This is a genomic window from Deltaproteobacteria bacterium HGW-Deltaproteobacteria-2, from assembly GCA_002840505.1.
Classification (GTDB): domain Bacteria; phylum Desulfobacterota; class Syntrophia; order Syntrophales; family Smithellaceae; genus Smithella.
This window is the reverse complement of sequence record PHBC01000002.1, coordinates 428,980-447,316: the sequence shown is the minus strand read 5'-3', so window position 1 is coordinate 447,316 and position 18,337 is coordinate 428,980. Positions and strand designations below refer to the sequence as shown.

Annotated in this window: 11 protein-coding genes; 3 read left to right on the top strand and 8 right to left on the bottom strand. The window is 44.1% G+C overall.

Annotation, left to right across the window (positions count from 1 at the left end; all coding sequences use genetic code 11):
• Nucleotides 1–179: 179 nt before the first annotated feature.
• Together CVU62_06360 and CVU62_06355 are read left to right on the top strand one after the other, a co-directional pair.
• Nucleotides 180–2,567 carry a hypothetical protein gene (locus CVU62_06360; protein ID PKN38457.1) on the top strand — a complete coding sequence of 796 codons (2,388 nt, stop codon included), beginning with the start codon at nucleotides 180–182 and terminating at the stop codon, nucleotides 2,565–2,567.
• Entirely contained in the window at nucleotides 2,567–5,353 is a 2,787-nt protein-coding gene (locus tag CVU62_06355) for a hypothetical protein (protein PKN38456.1), read from the top strand. The genes CVU62_06360 and CVU62_06355 overlap by 1 nt, the downstream gene beginning before the upstream one ends.
• 101 nt (nucleotides 5,354–5,454) lie before the next feature.
• Here the strand turns inward: CVU62_06355 and CVU62_06350 are convergent, their stop codons facing one another.
• From CVU62_06350 to CVU62_06330, 5 genes are all read right to left on the bottom strand, one after another.
• On the bottom strand, nucleotides 5,455–6,936 hold the full coding sequence (locus CVU62_06350; GenBank protein PKN38455.1) for a hypothetical protein: 1,482 nt from the start codon (nucleotides 6,934–6,936) through the stop codon (nucleotides 5,455–5,457).
• Between the two features lie 33 nt (nucleotides 6,937–6,969).
• Nucleotides 6,970–7,341, bottom strand: coding sequence for a response regulator (locus CVU62_06345; protein PKN38454.1), 372 nt, complete (start codon nucleotides 7,339–7,341; stop codon nucleotides 6,970–6,972).
• An 11-nt stretch (nucleotides 7,342–7,352) separates the two neighbouring features.
• The gene (locus CVU62_06340) at nucleotides 7,353–9,044 is read right to left on the bottom strand and encodes a sensor histidine kinase (GenBank protein PKN38453.1); all 1,692 of its coding nucleotides are present in this window, start codon (nucleotides 9,042–9,044) and stop codon (nucleotides 7,353–7,355) included.
• A 12-nt stretch (nucleotides 9,045–9,056) separates the two neighbouring features.
• Nucleotides 9,057–9,722, bottom strand: coding sequence for a hypothetical protein (locus tag CVU62_06335; protein PKN38452.1), 666 nt, complete (start codon nucleotides 9,720–9,722; stop codon nucleotides 9,057–9,059).
• A 337-nt stretch (nucleotides 9,723–10,059) separates the two neighbouring features.
• The gene (locus tag CVU62_06330) at nucleotides 10,060–11,352 is read right to left on the bottom strand and encodes an oxalate:formate antiporter (GenBank protein ID PKN38590.1); all 1,293 of its coding nucleotides are present in this window, start codon (nucleotides 11,350–11,352) and stop codon (nucleotides 10,060–10,062) included.
• 342 nt (nucleotides 11,353–11,694) lie between these two features.
• Here CVU62_06330 and CVU62_06325 point away from each other — a divergent pair, with 342 nt between their 5' ends.
• A complete protein-coding gene (locus CVU62_06325; protein PKN38589.1) occupies nucleotides 11,695–12,762 on the top strand; it encodes a radical SAM protein in 1,068 nt (355 codons plus the stop codon).
• 85 nt (nucleotides 12,763–12,847) lie between these two features.
• Here CVU62_06325 and CVU62_06320 read toward each other — a convergent pair whose 3' ends face one another.
• The 3 genes from CVU62_06320 to CVU62_06310 all read right to left on the bottom strand — a co-directional run bounded on the left by CVU62_06320 (nucleotide 12,848) and on the right by CVU62_06310 (nucleotide 18,273).
• Nucleotides 12,848–13,894: a [FeFe] hydrogenase H-cluster radical SAM maturase HydE gene (locus tag CVU62_06320; protein ID PKN38451.1), complete on the bottom strand. Its 1,047-nt coding sequence runs from the start codon at nucleotides 13,892–13,894 to the stop codon at nucleotides 12,848–12,850.
• Between the two features lie 339 nt (nucleotides 13,895–14,233).
• The gene (locus CVU62_06315; GenBank protein PKN38450.1) at nucleotides 14,234–14,899 is read right to left on the bottom strand and encodes a hypothetical protein; all 666 of its coding nucleotides are present in this window, start codon (nucleotides 14,897–14,899) and stop codon (nucleotides 14,234–14,236) included.
• Between the two features lie 65 nt (nucleotides 14,900–14,964).
• Nucleotides 14,965–18,273 carry a hypothetical protein gene (locus CVU62_06310; GenBank protein ID PKN38449.1) on the bottom strand — a complete coding sequence of 1,103 codons (3,309 nt, stop codon included), beginning with the start codon at nucleotides 18,271–18,273 and terminating at the stop codon, nucleotides 14,965–14,967.
• Between the last annotated feature and the right edge of the window lie 64 nt (nucleotides 18,274–18,337).

Below are 18,337 nucleotides of genomic sequence, written 5' to 3'. Positions count from 1 at the left end.
ACGGTTACGGAATCCAGAGAATAGAATGAAATGAAAGGTTTATACTTATTAGAAATAAACTTGATTCCCGCCTGCGCGGGAATGACAATTTAAGGTAACTCTGAGATTATAATTAAGCATGAAGTATTTTGTCGGCAATAAATTGGTTAAAAAAACATTAATGTCCACGGGGAGATAACATGTCGCAATATTCGGAAAAGATAATAGAGCTTCTACGTGTTGATCATCCGGATCTTTCCGATTGGACAATAATTTGTGCCAACGAAAGAGCTGTAGACCCCCTGCAACACCTTATACACAGCAAGCTTGGTGGTATCCTGCCCCGGGTCGAAAGTCTTGATTCATACATTACTAAAAAAATCAGCAACAAACTGAATCTCCATCCTGTTCCAGGTGAAGAGCAGCTTCTTTTATTCATTCAATTCCTGGCTGAAAGATTCCCGGATGAGAAATATCCCGCCAGACGTGCCGCCAGTCTTCTGCCCCTGATCACTAAACTTGCGGAATATAATATTGGCAGGGATACAATTTATGGCGCGGAGCGGTTTACGGAGGATGAATGGAACAGGCTCGAGGAATACCTGGAAACCGCGCAGGCTTTTCGCAAGTGGCTTTCTAAAATAAATTTCTTCATGCCGGAGTTGGAAATAAAGGCGCTAGATGAAATCACTCCCGGCGAAAAGGAAGTATTTATCGGACTTCCTGAAATAACTCCGGTAACCGAACGCTTCTACCGGAAGATAAGAAAAGAAAGATTATTCATTGATCAGCCACTTTTCGGGACTGATTTATGCGGGCCGGATAAGCTTCCCTTTGATTCAGCAAAAAATCTTATGTTATCCTTTGGCGGCGGAGTTGTGCCATCGAAAGGCGATGGTATTGAGTTGATCTCGCTTGCCGGGCTTCATGCCCTGGTTGATCTTGTCTCGCTGGAGGTTTCCACTTTCCTTAAAGAAAAGTCTGGCGACGAACAATTGATCATATTCCTTCTTGATGAATCACTCACCACAATGCTTTGGAACAGATCTCTTCGCCTGTTCGGAAATGACGTCAATCTTGCCGTCTGGTTGCCGTTTTCGACAACTTCGGCAGGACGAAGACTTCTGCTGGAAATAGGAAATGCTGAAGTGTCAGGTCTGATGCCCGATTTTAAGAAATTTGCCACAACCTGCGCGGTAGAATTATCTAAGAATAGAGACAATTACGTTCGTGAGGAATGCGAAGCGTTGGAAGCGGCCGTTTCTTTTTCTACCCTTCTTGATTATTGGAAAGAGACGCTGGGGCGTAATCTGGCCGATGCTGCAAAAATACTGGTAGAGACGAAAAAATTCCGTGTTACCGGTAGCAGAACGGCTCCGGTGCAGGTTGTCGGTTTCGGCCATGTTTCGGGTGAGAGATTCAGCCGGGGATTGATACTTTCTCTGGATAGCGGCATCATGCCGACTCAGCCTTTTGAAGGACCTTTTATTAATCCGGTACATGTTCCACAGATGCGAAAAAGTGTGTTTGAATATGAAGATCTTATTTTCCGGCAGATTATGGCCCAGGGCGACAGAATAAAGATAGTAGGTGTGAACGATACGATAAGGGAAAGAACGCCGAGCTACTATATGAGCCTTCTGGCGCAGGAATTTGGAAAACCAATTAAAGCGACGGCGTTTAAAGAATCGGTTCCCGCGAGGGCAGGCAAAGAAAAGACTGCGATAATCATTGACGACGATTTGAGAAACAAGCTGAAAGATTTTACCTATTCATTTTCGAGCCTGGGAAAAATTATGGCCTGTCCATTTTTGTTCTACCATCAATATATACTTCGGATGGAACCGCCTTCATTTATGGATGATAATGAAAAAATAAATATGCAGATGGGAAGCTTTGTTCATACATTCCTGCAACAGCTCTCGACCGTTAAAAAGGACAGGTTTGATAACTGGGAGAAGCTATTTGATGAGCTTTGGGAAAGTAATGAGAATGCCGCAGTGAGAGATATTGAAGGAATAAATATCTATATGCTCAACGCGAAAATCATTTTACAGGAGATCTACGCGGACGAGAAAGAATCGGGTGAGCACTTAATATTTGCCGATAATGTCGTGGCATGCGAGGAAAAATTCAAAGGGATTATTGCAGGCTGTTATAAGATAACCGGACGTTCTGACAGATTGGCCAGGATTGATGGACAAACGGAGATTATTGATTTCAAGTATTCCAAAAAGCAGGACAAGTACAAACTTTCGGGAAAAACAACTGTGAGGGGACTCTTTAAAGAAAAAGGTGTTCTGCATCCTGCGGCACAGCTTATTATCTATCAGCACTTTAACAAAGGTGTTCAAGGGGCGCGCTTTTATTTTTTGAATGAACCGTCAAAAGATCGGGAAATAAAGCTTCCCGCTGAAGAAAGCGCTGAGGCGGAAGAACTTCTGCTGGCCATCAAGGAGCGCCTGGACGCGATAATCGGTGGCAAAGCACTTCTTCCTGAGCATGATTGTCAGGAATGTGAATACTGCCGGTGTAAGGCATTATGTGGCAGGGAAGATTATTATAAAACTGCCCGGGGAAATTTCTGATGAAAAGTATTCTTCTAAAAGCTTCAGCTGGTTCGGGAAAAACAACAACGCTCACCGAAGAGGTGTTTAAAAGAATACTTATCGGCGGGAAATTCATAGCCGCACTGACCTTTACACGCGCAGCTACGACTGAGATGCGCTCACGGATCATGGAAAAGATAGCCGAACAGAAAGGATATCCCCTTCTGGAGAGATTGCGGCTGATTATGGAAGCAGGCCGCGTCGGTTATTCGACGATAGATTCGTTTTTCTACCGGCTCTTTGCCGCCGCCGGTTTTGCGCCGAAGCTCGCGGATGAGAAAGAGCAGATGGAATTATCGCGTGAGATTGAAATTCTTTTTCGCGACGATGTCGTTCAAAAAGGCAAAGCCGATAAATTGATCATGGTCGCAAGAATTTTAAGAACGGATATGGACACGCTTTGGGAGGCTCTGGCGGATGAACGCACACATGAGCGCTGTCTGCTCGACATGGAAAGGCTCGGCGATCTTGACGACATCATGAAGCAAAACGGTGTGTTGAAAAACAGACTTAAATCTCTTTATGAAAAAGCTCAGGCTCTGGAGGAGCATGTGACTGCCAATGTTAAGAATCGGGTGATAAATTATTTGGCCGATTATAATAATTTCATCTCCAGAACTGTGGCGACGCATTCCAGTCTGGACGATTATAAAAGCCTCGGAAAGACCATAAACTGGAACGAGAAACCGTATTCGGAACTCAACAAAATATTCCGGGATTACCGGGAAACCGCCGAACAACTGGCCGTCAATAAGGCGCTTTTGCGCGAACTGGCCGTAACCTTCCTTTACGGGATTTATCTGGAAGCGGCGGTGGAAATTAAGAATGAAAGGGGCTTGATTTTTTTTCACGATGTGCGCAGGGGTCTGCTTGAACTGGACAGTACAGAAGCCACTGAACGTCCGAAGTTGATGAGCAATTATTTTTCTCTGGGACTTGACCGGACCGAGCATCTGCTGATTGACGAATTTCAGGATACCTCGAAAGGTGACATCGAGATATTGTTGCCCCTGATTGACGAAATTTTATCCGGACGGGGAGAACGCGGCGAAAGATCTTTCTTTGCTGTGGGAGACTGGAAGCAAATGATCTACGGGTGGCGCGGCGCGGACCGCGAAGCTCTGGAAGCGGCTATCGGCAGCTACATCGCCAATAAAGTAATCACGGAAAGCTCACTGGAATACAATTATCGCAGCACCCCTCTGCTTATCTTTTTTTTCAACGAACTGGTTGCCGGTCTTTATGACTCAAAAGAGAGAACCGAAAGGCAAAAACCTCCGGAGAAACCGGAGGCTTTCAACGGTGTGACGGAAGTGAATCGTGTCGAACTGGAAAAAGAAGGTTATTCGCAAGATGCTTACTATACGGCGATAGTTGAATATTTGCAGAAGAAAAAAGATGAGTACGGCTGTGCGTGGGGAGATATGGCCGTACTGGCTTTGACCAACAATCATGTCCAGAAGATCGAAGCCCAGCTTTTAAAAAACAAAATTGGAGTGTCCGCTGTTAAAGGGAGACAGCTTCTTTCAACCCGGGAAGGTGTCGCGGTAATGCTTTTCATTGCCGGCACTCTGGCGAAAGAGGATGAGACGCGATTTGTTGCGCAAGCGGCGGCCTCGCCTTTATGGAAAAAGATGTTCGGGAATATTGAGGCTGTCCGGACAGAGTTTGCGCAAAAGTATCCCCGGCCTTTCGGGTTAATGGCTGTCAGTGACGTGATTGAACTTTTGCGCGGGAAACTGCCTGCAACCATTCTTGATATCTGGCAGGAGGAAGTGCAGGCTTTCTTCAGTCAAGGCGGCGCCGATGTGGATGATTTTCTTTTGCGAATGTTCAATATCCGCTTCACTGTGAAGGTGCCTGAACCGGAGCAAAGTGAAAATATTAAGGTTGACACAATTCACGGGACAAAAGGCCTGCAGTTTAAACATGTATTTGTTTTCTGGAATGAAGATGAAAGAGAGTCACCATTCTATCTGGAAGCCCAGCGATGTAATGTGCAGTTTTCAGGCGATGAGATTGATTTCCTGGGTGCAAGCGATTCGGCACTTGCCGGAGAAATAATTGAAAATCACGAAATAAATAAAGCGCGGCTGTGTCGTGAACAGGCGAATATTTTCTATGTTGCCGCAACAAGAGCCATACAAACGCTGACCGTTTTTCTGCCCAAAAAGAAAGATGAAAACTACAAACCGGTCCATCAGGCCGTGCTGGATACCTTTTTACGCTTTGCGCCGGAGGGTAGTAAGAAAGAAATATGTTATTCGTCCGGCAAGCCCCAAGAACCTCAACCTGTGACAATATGCAGTGTGCCCGCAAAGCATAATGAAGAGCCGGAAAAATACGGCGAGATTGATCCGGCGCTGGTGTCGGCCAATATCAAGGCTGGTATAATGAGAGGTGACCGTCTGCACCGCTGGCTGGCCAAAGTTGTTGATCGAGCCGGGCTCCCGCCGGCAGGAGAACTGAACGATGAAGAATATGAAACGGCTGTTTGTTTTGTTGAAAGAAACGATGTTTCCGCCGTAATGTTCCGACCGGGCAAAATCTATATCGAGCAGCAGATATCGGATAAAGAAAACTTTGGCATTGTGGACAGGATGATCGTGTCGGATAATCTCATTACAATTATCGATTATAAATCCGGTTCCATGAGAGGACTAAGATACAAATACGAAGAACAGCTCAAGCGTTACACAAAGATTATGGAAACGCTCTATCCGCAAAAAAGGGTTGAATATTATATGCTTTCGATAGATATTTGATGAGTTTGACGAGGCTTTTTATTTGAAGCGGTTTTTATATGTATTGCTACCAGGAGTTAATTCAAACATTTTCTTTTTTGGCGGAACTTCCTCTTTGAGACTTAAACGATTTTATAGTTCTTTGTGCGAAACAAATTTAAACATGCGTTTACTGCTTTCTCATCATAGAGTACACCTTTATTATTTTCAATTTCCTTTAATGCAATATCAATTTCAAATGCCGGCCGGTAGGGGCGATGAGATGCCATGGCTTCAACGACATCGGCAATAGCAAGGATACGCGCTTCAAAAGTAATGTTTTCATTCAACAAACCTGAAGGGTATCCGGAACCGTTCATCCGTTCGTGATGCTGATGAATAGAATCTAAAATGGGCCAGGGGAACTCAACATCTTTCAAGATATTATAGCCGGCTTCGGCATGATATTCAACGAGAAGCCTTTCCGTTGGTGTCAGTTTCCCCGGTTTGACCAATATTTCAGTGGGAATAGCAATTTTACCTACATCGTGGATTAACCCGGCAATTTTAATACCTTCAATCTGTTCGGAAGGCAATCCCATTTCCTCAGCTATTGCGGCAGCGATTTCAGACACTCTTCGCTGATGACCTGCTGTATAAGGGTCTCGCTGTTCAACAATTGTGGCCACAACATGAATTGTTCCCATCATCGCAAATTTTAATTTTTCCGCGCTTGTTTTCAGCTCTTGCTCTCTCTGCACCCGGTCAGTAATATCTTCGGCTATTCCTTCATAATAAAGAATATTATTGTTAGCGTCACGGATGGTCCAAACCCCGGCATTGACCCATATTATACTATGGTCTTTTTTGTAGAATCTGGTTTCAAAGCCCTCAACAGAGTTGTTCTTTTCGAGCAATTCCAGGAGGCGAGTGCGATCTTCAGGAATTACATACATTTGTATGCCAATATCGGTGACAAGCGATCTCAGTTCCTCCTGGGAATTGTATCCGAGCATACGGTAAAAAGCAGAATTTAAAGAAAGTAGCCGTCCCTCTTTCGTTGTTCGATAAATGCCTGATATGGAATTTTCAAAAATAGAACGATACTTTATTTCACTTTCTTGAATTGTTTGATTTGCTTCTTCCAGTTGACGTATTTTCTTTTCTAGTTTTCTAAACAACGCTTCATTGTGCTCTTGTAAAAATGCTTCTTCGGAAAGTTCGATTTCAGATGTTGATTCTGTTATCTTTGATTTAAACTGTGCCATAAGCTTTTGTACAAGGTTCAATAAAATATCCGGTTCTTGAGGTTTTACGACAAACAGATCAGCTCCCATTTCCATGGCCAGTTTTTCGTCTTTGGGGTCGGTATAAGTTGCCGTGTAAAAAATAAAGGGAATATTCTTTAAATGGCCATCATTTTTCCATTCTTTGCAAAGCATAAAGCCGTCCATGACAGGCATGAGAATATCGCTGATGATTATATGAGGAGGATCTTCTCGCGCCGCTTCCAGCGCTTTGACGCCGTTGCGGGCAGTCATTACTTGGAAACCGTGAGCTTTAAAAAGTGTTTCCAGATAAGAAATATTCTGTTCTTCATCATCAACAACGAGAAATTTTTTCATAATGACTCCTTGTATAAAAATATGCTATTGAGATCAGTCAAAATGAACATGTTTTTTTATTTGGTCAATAAATTTTTCAGGGTCGATCGGTTTTTCAATGTAGCCGTCTGCTCCGGCAGCGAGAACCCGTTCCCTGTCGCCCACCATGGCATAAGAGGTAACAGCAACGATTGGTGTATCGGAGAGTTCATCATTTTTCCTTATCTCCCGTGCCACGGTATACCCATCCATCCTGGGAAGCTGGATGTCGAGGAGAATAAGATTAGGTTTCGTTTCTTTTGCCATTTCCACACCTTTTAATCCATCTGTTGCCTCCACTACGGTGAAGCCGTTTTTTTCCAGAAGAAACCGCATTAGGTAGAGATTTTGTTCGTTGTCTTCAATTACAAGAACTATGGGATTCATTTTATTGCTCCTTATATTTTAGGCAATGTAACTGTAAATGCAGAGCCTTCTTCTAGCTTGCTTGCCACATGGATGGAACCGCCCATCATTTCCACAAGTTTTTTAGTTATATTAAGTCCCAAACCAGTTCCTTCCTGCACCCTTGTGATACCGCAATCCACCTGACGAAAAGCGTCAAAAATAATATTAAGATTTTCCGGTTTAATGCCGATACCGGTATCTGTCACGGACAACGTAATCGCTTTGTCGTCTGCATGACAATCAAGCTTGATTTCTCCACGGTCGGTAAACTTTACTGCATTATTGAGTAGATTGATGATTATCTGTTCCACTCTTCGCTGATCTCCGCGTATTTCGGATATATTATCTCCAATTCTGGAATAGAGGCGAAGATTTTTTTTCTCGGCGAGGGGCGAAACAATTTGTAAAGCCTTGTCGATTGATTTTCTCAAATCAAAGGTTTCCGATGTTATTGTAAGTTGCCCTGCTTCTATCTTGGAAATATCGAGGACATCATTGATGAGGTCAAGCAGATGGCGGGCACTCCCGCGCACCATTCCCAATTGTTTCTTTTGTTCTTCGTTGAGAGGGCCGGCGAGACCCTGTAGAACCATTCCCGTGAACCCGATTATCGAGTTGAGCGGTGTACGAAGTTCGTGAGACATGGCGGCAAGAAAGGCAGATTTGATCCGGTCGGCTGCCTGGGCTTTTTCCATGGCCTCGGCCAGTTGAGCTGTACGTTCGATTATCCGCTGTTCCATTTCCTTATTGATCTGTTGAAGTTCATGGGTACGAGCATTCACCTGGCGCTTTAAAACAATACTTCCAATCAGGCTCATGAACAGGACAATGCCGATAACAAGACCAAGGATTTTTATCCATACGGGCAGTTTAAATCTAACCTCTTCGGAAGTCCATCGTTTCAGTGAGAGATAATAAATAGATTGAGGGTCTTTTTTCACAGTTGAAATATGTTTGTCAATGGAATCCAGCAAGTGTTTGGGATCGTTCTTTGGTGCTGCGAAAAAGAGGTCGGAAGGTTCGAAAACAACCGCCGTATCCTCAAGCCCGAATCTCTTGGCATGCAACATCCCGTAAAAACGATTCGTTATGGCAGCGTCCGCTTCACCCTTGGAGACTTTTTCAAACATAGTTTTGTAATCAGGCACCGAAACGAGAGTGACATTCAAGCCGAAGCCTTTGCTAAGCCGGGCAAATGCTGCCTCCTGAACTGAACGTTCCAGGACGAGAAGTCGCTTTTCTTTCAGATCAAATATGGAATGGATATTGTTTCCCTTAGGAGCGTATACCAGATACCAGGAGGACAGTATCGGCACTTTGTGAAAGGAATATATTTTTTCCCGCTCCGCCGTATAGGCCACATCCGGCATGAGATCTATTTCCCCTTTTGCCAGGCGATCCAATCCTTCTGTCCATGTGCCTGCTACATATTCTAATTTCCACCCTTCGGGCTTTGCGATAAATTCAATAATATCAATAAAGATTCCCGATGGTCGGCCGTTTTCGGCCGTGAAAATCTTCGGCGCATTTTCATAAACGCCTACTCTAACGATCTGATCATCAGCCTGTGCAAATGGAATACCAGAACATACAATGAAAAATATGATGATAAACCATCGTAAAAATTGACTGGCAAAAGTGAGCTTGCTCATACTGTTTTTGCTTATTCCATGTGAAATCATATTATCCTTTCGTTAGTATTTTAGTGAAAGCTGTATTCCAATGAGCTGTCGGGTCCATTCCCATTGGTAGTCAATGTTTGAGAAATCAATCCGATAATAGGGTCCAAAAGAAACATTATTGCTGATATTTTTGATTACTCCGAATTTTATTCTGTTGAGCATAACAGCCTTATCGCGGTTTTCGTAATACAACTCCCAACCGATATATGGTTGAAGAAACATATCAGGTCTGGAAAATTCCAGTGTATTTTTTATTCTGTAATCATTCCAATCCGGTGTAAATCGGTACTCATAGCGGATCTGATTAGATATTTTGAAATGAAAGATGGTAGTAGATGTGTTCATATTTATGCTGGGTCTCTGTTCAAGCGACCAGTTCTGCGGTTCAAACTTTGAATATCCATGCTGATAGCAAACAAGAAAAGAAAGCCATTTTAGGGAAGTCTGATACTGAAGACCAAGTCCCCATTCCAGGTAGTCTAAATTGGAGATATCTTTATCGGCTTGAAGGAACACGTAGGATACTGATTTGAATTTATCATTGAATGTATAAGAGAAATTAAGATCAGTGCGTAAAGAAGTGTCATGATCCGCGTAGAGACAAGGAGCGTGAATTAATATTAAAAGTACGGGAACAATTTGAAAACCATACTGTAAAAGGCGTTTCTTTTTCTTCATGTTTCCTCTTAAATATTCGCTTCAGCTCTGCTAATTCCTGGAAACTTACGACTTATGAAAAGAGAACACTTCTTAATGTTGTCTCCCCTAACGGGAAGTTACGCCCTTTATTAAAGAGGTTTATTTAATGCGAAAATTCATGTCCTTTCATTGCTGTTATTAAATCGAAATTGTAAATGGTTGCTTTAGTTATGTAAATTATAAGAGAAAAAAAATTGAATGTCAATAAAGTTAATAATAACATAAATTATAAATTACGAAGCCGGTAATTAAAAAGCCCCTTCAGTTTTTTAAGTTGAAGGGGCTTTTATTTTTGGATAAGCAAAAAATATTTTACTTAGCTTTTTTTACCTTTTGGCGCTTTGTAAACCAGCGTAATGCAGAAGCCGATGGTTAAAAGACCGGCGGCAATCATCAGCGCCTGAGGTTTGAATGCTTCAAATGCAAAGGGGCCGACAATACCGGCGACGCTCCATGCGGTCAGCATGAAACCGTATACCTTGCCAATATTTGCCGGACCGAATGAATCCGCGGCAAAAGCAGGCATGGTAGCGAAGCCACCGCCGTAACAGGCCAGTAGATAACAGGAAGCAAAAATGAAAGGCCAATAGGTTGCGATGAATCCTTTGGCAACCAGCACGTACAAAACAGCCTGAGTGGCAAACATAATTAAGAATACCATTTTACGGCCGATATTATCGGAAATTTTTGCCCAGAAAAGTCTTCCCAGACCATTAAATATTGCGGCGTAGGCAACAACAGCTCCACCGGCAGCTGCTACTATAGCTACTTGTTCCGGAGTCAAATCACCGGTTAAGCCCATTGTTTTCTTGTAAATATCCTGAGCCAGCGGGGAATGCTGGGAAATCAGACCAAGACCGGCGGATACGTTAAGGCACAGCATAGACCAGAGCATCCACCATTGGGGAGTCTTTACGGCTTCGCCTAAAGTGAAAGAATCAGCCGCGGAAACAGTTGTAGCGGCGGGTTTGAAACCGGCAGGCAGCCAACCTTTGGGAGGATTTTTGAATAACTGTGCGGAACCTGTTACAAGAACAAGGAATATCACACCCCAGATGTACCAGGTTGTGGATACACCGGAGGAGATAATTTTTCCGGTGGGGTCAATCTGCTGGAAGGCCTTTATCATGACTGGAGCGATTTTGCCCATGAAGAAAGCGCCGGCGCCGAAACCCATAACGGCCAAACCGGTTACCAGACCTCTTTTATCCGGGAACCAGCGAATCAGGGTGGCAATCGGTGTAACGTAGCCAAAACCATTGCCCAATGCGCAAATTACGCCGAAACCAAGATAAAGAAGAGTGATGCTTCCAATCTGATCAGCGTAACCGGCTACTAATGTACCGATACCAAAAAGGATACCACCAATCGTGGCGACGAAACGGGGTCCTTTTTTATCAACCAGAGTGCCGCCGAAAGCAGCAGCCAATCCAAGAATACCCATAAGAATCATGAAAGTGTATTGGACTGTTTTTCCATCCCAGCCGTGCATTTTCATTAAAGGCATTTTAAAAACAGACCATGCGTACACAGTGCCGAGACAAAGCTGAATGATAACAGCTGCGCCGGCAATTAACCACCTCTTGCTTTCTAAATTTTCATTTGCCATAAATTTCATTCCTCTCTTAATTTAAAATTTATCAAAACTTCTGATTTATTTTAGATGCTTCCATTTTTACCACACAGATTCATATTCATAAGTTTTTGCATGGTATTTAAACGAATTAGTCAGCAATTTGAAACTGCTTATAGCCTCAATATTTTATTTTGTCAAACATAAATGTTTATTATTCTTCGATTATTTTAATTGACCGTAAGTCATAAATAACTTCGATAACTTATGTTGTCAAATGGTTAAATAGTGTTATATTATTTTACAGGTTTATCTAAAAAAGGAGTAAATGTGGCTTTGATATCGGGAAATGGCGCTTATAGAAATAACGTTGAAAAAATCAGCAAATTATCTTTTGCCGTGGGTGTTTATCGTCCACCCAGCGAAGGGGGAAGTGGGTCGCTTTTATTGAGGGTTACTGAAAATTGTCCCTGGAATAAATGCACATTTTGCGAAATGTACAAGGATCATTCCTTTGTTTATCGTTCGGTTGAGGATATTAAAACCGATATCAATACAGTAAGGATTATCATTGATGAGATACAGGAAGTCGCAAGAAAGGTTGGGCAGGAAGGTCGGATTAACAGAGATGTTCTGCAAGCACTCTTGAGCGTCAATCCGTATCTTAACGAGAATCATTGTTTTTCTACTGTATTCAGCTGGCTTTATTATGGAGGTAAAACGGCTTTTCTTCAGGATGCCGACAGCATGATTATGAGACCTTTGGAACTTATCGAAGTGCTGAAGCATTTGCGAAAGACTCTTCCCACCCTGACCAGAGTGACTTCATATACCCGTTCGAAAACGCTGTCGCAGAGAAAGCTTGAAGATTTAAAAGCTATTCGCGAGTCGGGTCTTGATCGCATTCATGTAGGATTGGAAACAGGGGATGATGAGGTACTGAGAATTATCCGCAAAGGCGTAACCAGTGCTGAACAGATCGAAGGAGGTAAAAAAGCGATGGCGGCTGGTTTCCAGCTTTCCGAATATTGGATGCCTGATATAGGAGGGAGAGAACGCTGGCGGCAAAATGCGGAAAATACAGCACGTGTCTTAAACGAAATCAACCCGCACTATATTAGATCACGTCCTTTTGTGCCGCGTTGCGGTACGCCGATATTTGATGATTATGAGCAGGGCAGGATGCACATCTCTTCGCCACACGAGCGGCTGGAGGAGCTACGTGTGATGATTAATAATTTGAATGTTACATCGAGTGTGTGTTTTGATCATAGCATGAATGTATGGGCCAACCGGCAAAGCGGACTTCTCTTTCGTCAGGATTACGAAGGGTATAAATTCCCGGAAGAAAAATCGCTGGTGCTGGAGCTGATCGACGAAGGTTTATCCATAGACGAAAAAAGACATGTTCATGTCCAGGATTTGATAGCCATAAGTTCACTATAATTATATCTGATACCGATTCGCTTTCTTTGGCTAACTTTATTGGCCGTGTTATCATTTAAGGCGAAAGGGTATGAACGATGAATAATTATTTTTTGGTACGATGCCCCGGTGAATATGAAAGTGTTCTGCCGATAGACTGAGAATCTTTTTCCAGCCTGCTGATTATTTCTTCTGCCGAACCAACATCTGATTTGCCGGAATAAAGGTCGTAGCGCATTTTGTAAATTTCCGGCGTAAAATCAGGCATAACAACGTTGGCTCCGGCCTGAAGAGCCAGGAGCTGTCCCTGCGGATGAAGCGTGCCCAGAGCGGTTGTCGCGGGAATATTGGTATCGCGGGTAAGCAATCGCGCAATGGCCAGAACACGCAGGGTGAGTTCGATATCATCATTTTCAATGCCGGCAAAAGGCGTATCAGGATGAGCGATAAAAGGTCCGATACCCAGCATGTCAGCATCAAGTTGTTTCATAAAAAACAAATCATCCGCCAGGATTTCCAGTGTTTGTCCCGGCAGGCCCACTATGCTTCCTGTTCCTGTTTCAAAGCCCAGAAGTTGGAGGGAGCGCAGGCATTGTATTCGTTGATCAAGTTGGCATCCTGGACGCAGATATTTGTAAAGTTCCGGCGCTACAGTTTCTTGTTTGAGTAGATAACGGCTTACGCCTGATTGCAGAAATAAATGAAAATCAGCAGCGCTTCTTTCACCAATGGATAATGTGATAATAAGCCCTGTTTCATTTTTTATTTGTTCAATCAAACGACAAATCCTGTCAGCGGAATAAAAAGAATCTTCTCCTGATTGCAGAACTACCGTAGATACGCGCGATTTTTTAATTTCTTGCGCCGTATTTATTATTTCATCATCGGTCATGCGGTAACGGCTGAGTTTCTCATTGCTATTACGCAAACCGCAGTAAAGGCAGTTACGTTCACAGTAGTTGGAAAATTCGATGATGCCGCGCAAGAATATCTCATCGCCAACATTTTTTTTACGAACGCGGTTGGCTGCGGCGAACAAGGCAGGCGAATAATCACCGGGTAGTTTGAGAAGATTAACAATATCCTCGCGGGTTAAATTCTCACCGGTCTCGGCTTTGATCAGAAGTTTTTCAAATTTATCAGATATAGACATCTCTTTCGTCTTCCTCAATTTTCTGGAGTCTGTCGCAAACCATTTTTGCGCGTATTGTTTTCAAAGTTCCATTGAGCATGTTTTGAATTAATTTCTCGCCGGTTTTATGTATATGGAAAACCGTGTAATTCAACAAATATTTTTTCAAGGTGAAGAGTGAGTTGGTCTGGCAAGAAGTATTTTGCCCATTAAGTATTAATTATGAAACAATGAGATCTTCTATGCCAATAAAGTTAGTAACGGATACGCCAGGAGATAAAGCGTTTCCGTTACCAACTATGGCTTTCAAAATGTTTAACAGAATAATTTGTAATTGGTTTACAACAACAACGTCTTCTGTTATTTACCGGTTTCTACACGCTTCTTCACGGATTTGACATATCCGGACAGCGTATTTTTTGTTAATGCCCTATCGACAAAATTGGGTACGGCACCGAAAGTTTCAATAATAGGCGCGTATGTATAAACTGTTTGTGAACCGTTGTTATAGGGTTCAAGATATTCATATCCTTCTATACTTTTGATCATTGAACTATTACTTTTCAAAACTTCTTGTTTAGCATTGTAAGATGCAATTTCTTTTTCCGTTACCATACGCCAGTCCTGCCTTAAATTGGCTTTATCAAACTTGACATCGAGGGTATACCTGATAGGAGGGAAACTAAGTTTTCCTTCAATAAGAGTTTCTCCAATATCATCTTTCCCGATGGGTTTTATAACATGAACTGTCTTATAATATGAGAGACCGGGAACAAATTCTCCCATAACATCCCAATTTTCAAGAACATCCCAAACCTTTGCAGGTGGTGCATTGATCAGAATGATCCCGACAGCGCGCTTTTTCTGTCCCTTGCCTTCTACTACATAATTTTCCTCAAAGACCTGAAGAGTACCCGACTCCAGCTTCGCTTTATCGATATTGAAATTTACTTTCTGTGGCTCTGCTCCATAGGCCAATGCTGCAATTAAAATTAAAATGATGGAAAATAATAACGATTTCTTCATAAATCCTCCTTTAAATTTTTTTCCGTTCCATCTTAAATAACCATTATTTAATCCCGCCCCAGTTTCTAAGAATAACAAGTTCTGTTAATAATAATCTTTTTCAAGTCATCAGAAAGATCATTAAAGTACGAGCAATAGCCGGCAACGCGAACCAGCAGGTGCGGATACTTTTCCGGATGATCGTACGCGTCCAATAGTATCTGTCTGTCGATGACGTTGGGCTGGAATTGCATTCCGCCTTTCTTGAAGAAGGTGCTGAAGATGCCGGCAAGGTTCTTGACTCCTTCCGCTCCCTGGAATAAAGCCGAATCGACGGTGAACGTCACCGTGGTGCCGTTGGGAGCATAGTTTACAAAATCGGCCTCAGCAACGGAGTTGAGCGATGACAATAAATCGTTCGTCTCCATTCCGTAATGAGGGGTGACGCTGTTGGCAAGCGATACGCCGGCCAGTCTCCCCGAAGGCAGGGCTGGCGTCTTATGCCCGTAAAGATCGTTGACATTCAGGGCGTAGTAGCCGGCGGTATAAATGCCGTTACGGGGGCAGTTCTTCACCGACTTCAGCGCCTTACACCATATATCCAGAGTCTTGTTGACCCAGGCAGAAGCATCTTTCGAGCCGTCGTGGCCGAACTTCGGAACAGCAAGCAGGGCCTTTCTGATCTCCTGGTTGCGTTCACTTTCGAAGTTGTTATCGATAGCATTAATGACGTCGGTGACGGAATATAATTTCTTTTTGAATACTACCTCGTCAATGGCGAACAGAGAATCCGCTACATCCGTTATTCCTACCGCCTGAATGCCACTGCTGTTCACTTTGGCACCGCCCTGGCACAGATCCTTTCCACTGTCGATGCAATTCGGAAAGAGCGTCGAGGAAAGAGGTGTCGTGAAGTGTTCGGCAATTACCTTCTCGATATCCTGGTGGTCGGCAAGGATCGAGTTGGTGATGAAATTCAGACGCGTCTGGAAACGCGCGAGCAGTTCTTCCATGCTCTTGGGCGGTTTCGGTGCGGGAGTTCTCTTCTTCTTGAATCTATTGCGGGCGCCCATGTATTTCGCGAGGATATACTTGGAAGGTTTGTTGTCCCTCCGGCAGTTGTACTCGAAGAACTTTGTAGTCATCTTTTCCATCTGATCGGCGAGGCCGACGTTCCACAGATCCCTTTCGTCGCCCTTCAAGGCCTGCAGGAAAGGCATGGCCACGTTTACGTTGGCGCAGTCGGTGTTGCCAAAATGGTCATCGTTGACGTTCGGCTCGACGCATCCGATAACGGCGTAATTTCTCGCATGTTCCGCGGGGATGTCGGGATAATGCTTGGCCAGGCTCGGGAGATAGACTTCATCGTTGTACAGGGCCGGCATGGGAGCGCCATTGATGTATACCTCGGCCAGCCTGTCCAGGTATTCCTGAGGGCTGTCCTTATGAATCCTTGCTGTCATATTACACGCGTAAGGCTGAAGTTCGCAGATATCGAGCAACATGTACGTACAGTCGTTAGTGGCGTCCTTGCCGTCCCGACCGAGACCGCCGGCCGTAATCGCCTGGTCTACGGACATGGTCTCGAAGAGCCTGCCGATACGGAGGTAGGTGTCGCCGTCATTGACGAGGATGACTTCGTCCATCTTGAGGATGAAGAGGGCCAGCAGTTCTTTCGCCTTATCGTAATCGATGATGCCGGCTTCCTTATCTCTCTTGTAGTAGGGGTAGACCACCTGATCGAGGCGGCCGTGAGAGATGGCGTTTTCGTAGGACTCGGTGCAGACGGCGATCTGGAAGAACAGCATGCTCTGGAGTGCTTCATGGTAAGTGCGGGCAGGATTTTTAGGCACATAAGCGCAGATGGCGGCCATCTTCTCCAGCTCCTTGCGGCGCTGCGGGTCCTTTTCTTCTTTGGCCAGGCGCGTGAGTTCGTCGGCATAACGTTCGGCGAAAGCTTCCAATGCTTTTAAAGTGATAATCGCGCCATCGTAGAAGGCTTGACTGCTTTGAGGTTTTCCTTTCCGGGCGGCCTCAATTTCTTTAATGATCCCTGTTGTGCCCAGGGCCAGAATGCGGTCATAGTTCATTGTGAAATGCGCAATGGCGGCCATGTTGTTATTGAATCCGTACGCATTTTCCGAGGCACGGGCAATGGTCATCATGAACTTGGGAATCGAATTAGCGGTCTTCAAGAGGAGGCAGTGCCCCAGCCAGAATGGAAGAGTTCTATAAAAGAAGTTAATCCTTTCCTTCCATGTGCATTGGAACGCAACAGGTTTTTGGCGATGGATTTGATGGAGAATTGAAGCGAAAAGAGCGCCGTAGTGTTCTTCCCATATTTGGCCGGCACATCTCTTGGCCGTGAAATTACCGACGAGAAGTTCTTGAGGGTAGATGATAACACTCTTATTCTTCAATACATAGTCCAGACGTTCCGCTCTGTGAATGGGATTAGGTTTTTTAAAACCGTTTTTTTTGTAGTAATCCGTCTTTAGCCTGGAAACTTCAAAGCACAGGGCTCTGCCGCTTTTCCTGATAGCTTCATGGATGTCAGAGACGCGCTTCGTAAAAACAGCCTTATGCCTCTTGGCATCCAGATCATAGCACTCAGCCTTGATACCCTGAGCCTTGAATGATTCGACAGCTTTCTTGACTGCGTCGAGGCTCTGGTCATTAGTGATATTCAGAGGTTCTGTGACTAAATTGAGACGTCTGGCTTTTTCTTCGTACATGTTGTGGTACTTAAGTAACTCGATGGAATTGTGGCCCACTGACTTCAAGAAATCCGCTGTTGCCTTGATGCGGTCTTCGCCATCGTTATAACCCGGAACGATAACCATGCGGAATTTAATATTGGCGTTAAGGGCAAGCAATTTCTTTAAGTTTTCCAGGATCAGCTTTGTATCCTGCTTGGTAAGTTTCTTGTGAAGGTCCTCATCGCCTACAACTTTCAAGTCCGCGAGAAACAGATCCACGTAGGGTGCTAGTTTCTCCACAGTAGCCCAAGGCACGTGCAGCGAAGTCTCTACGGCGACATGGATCTTCTCTTTCCTCAATTCCTTCAACAGTGGTATCAGGCTGTCCGGGTCCTGCAAAAGGGGATCACCGCCGGATAGCGTTACACCGCCGCCTGTTTTGTAATAATATTCCTTGTCTCGTGAAACAAGTTCGACGATACCGGAAATCGAGTAGTCGCCGGCGTCAGCAAGTTCGGGCCGGAACGTCAGCGCTTCCGGATTCTGACACCAGACGCATCTCAATCCGCACCCTTGAAAAAAAATCGTTGTGCGGATGCCGGGTCCGTCGTGAACACAGGTGCGCTGTATTTTCAGTACTTTCAGTTTTTCCTGCGACTCGGTCTGATAATCTGTGAGATTCTTGGCTGTTTGCATTTTTTTATTCCTTTGCAATATGTTTTTTTCTAAAGTCTTATTAAAGCTGAAAACCAGATGGGGC

Coding starts and splice junctions, on each gene's coding strand:
- CVU62_06350 (PKN38455.1), bottom strand. CDS start 6,936: ATGAAAAAATTTCTCGTTGTTGATGATGAAGAACAGAATATTTCTTAT.
- CVU62_06335 (PKN38452.1), bottom strand. CDS start 9,722: ATGAAGAAAAAGAAACGCCTTTTACAGTATGGTTTTCAAATTGTTCCC.
- CVU62_06320 (PKN38451.1), bottom strand. CDS start 13,894: ATGTCTATATCTGATAAATTTGAAAAACTTCTGATCAAAGCCGAGACC.
- CVU62_06345 (PKN38454.1), bottom strand. CDS start 7,341: ATGAATCCCATAGTTCTTGTAATTGAAGACAACGAACAAAATCTCTAC.
- CVU62_06355 (PKN38456.1), top strand. CDS start 2,567: ATGAAAAGTATTCTTCTAAAAGCTTCAGCTGGTTCGGGAAAAACAACA.
- CVU62_06310 (PKN38449.1), bottom strand. CDS start 18,273: ATGCAAACAGCCAAGAATCTCACAGATTATCAGACCGAGTCGCAGGAA.
- CVU62_06315 (PKN38450.1), bottom strand. CDS start 14,899: ATGAAGAAATCGTTATTATTTTCCATCATTTTAATTTTAATTGCAGCA.
- CVU62_06330 (PKN38590.1), bottom strand. CDS start 11,352: ATGGCAAATGAAAATTTAGAAAGCAAGAGGTGGTTAATTGCCGGCGCA.
- CVU62_06340 (PKN38453.1), bottom strand. CDS start 9,044: ATGATTTCACATGGAATAAGCAAAAACAGTATGAGCAAGCTCACTTTT.
- CVU62_06360 (PKN38457.1), top strand. CDS start 180: ATGTCGCAATATTCGGAAAAGATAATAGAGCTTCTACGTGTTGATCAT.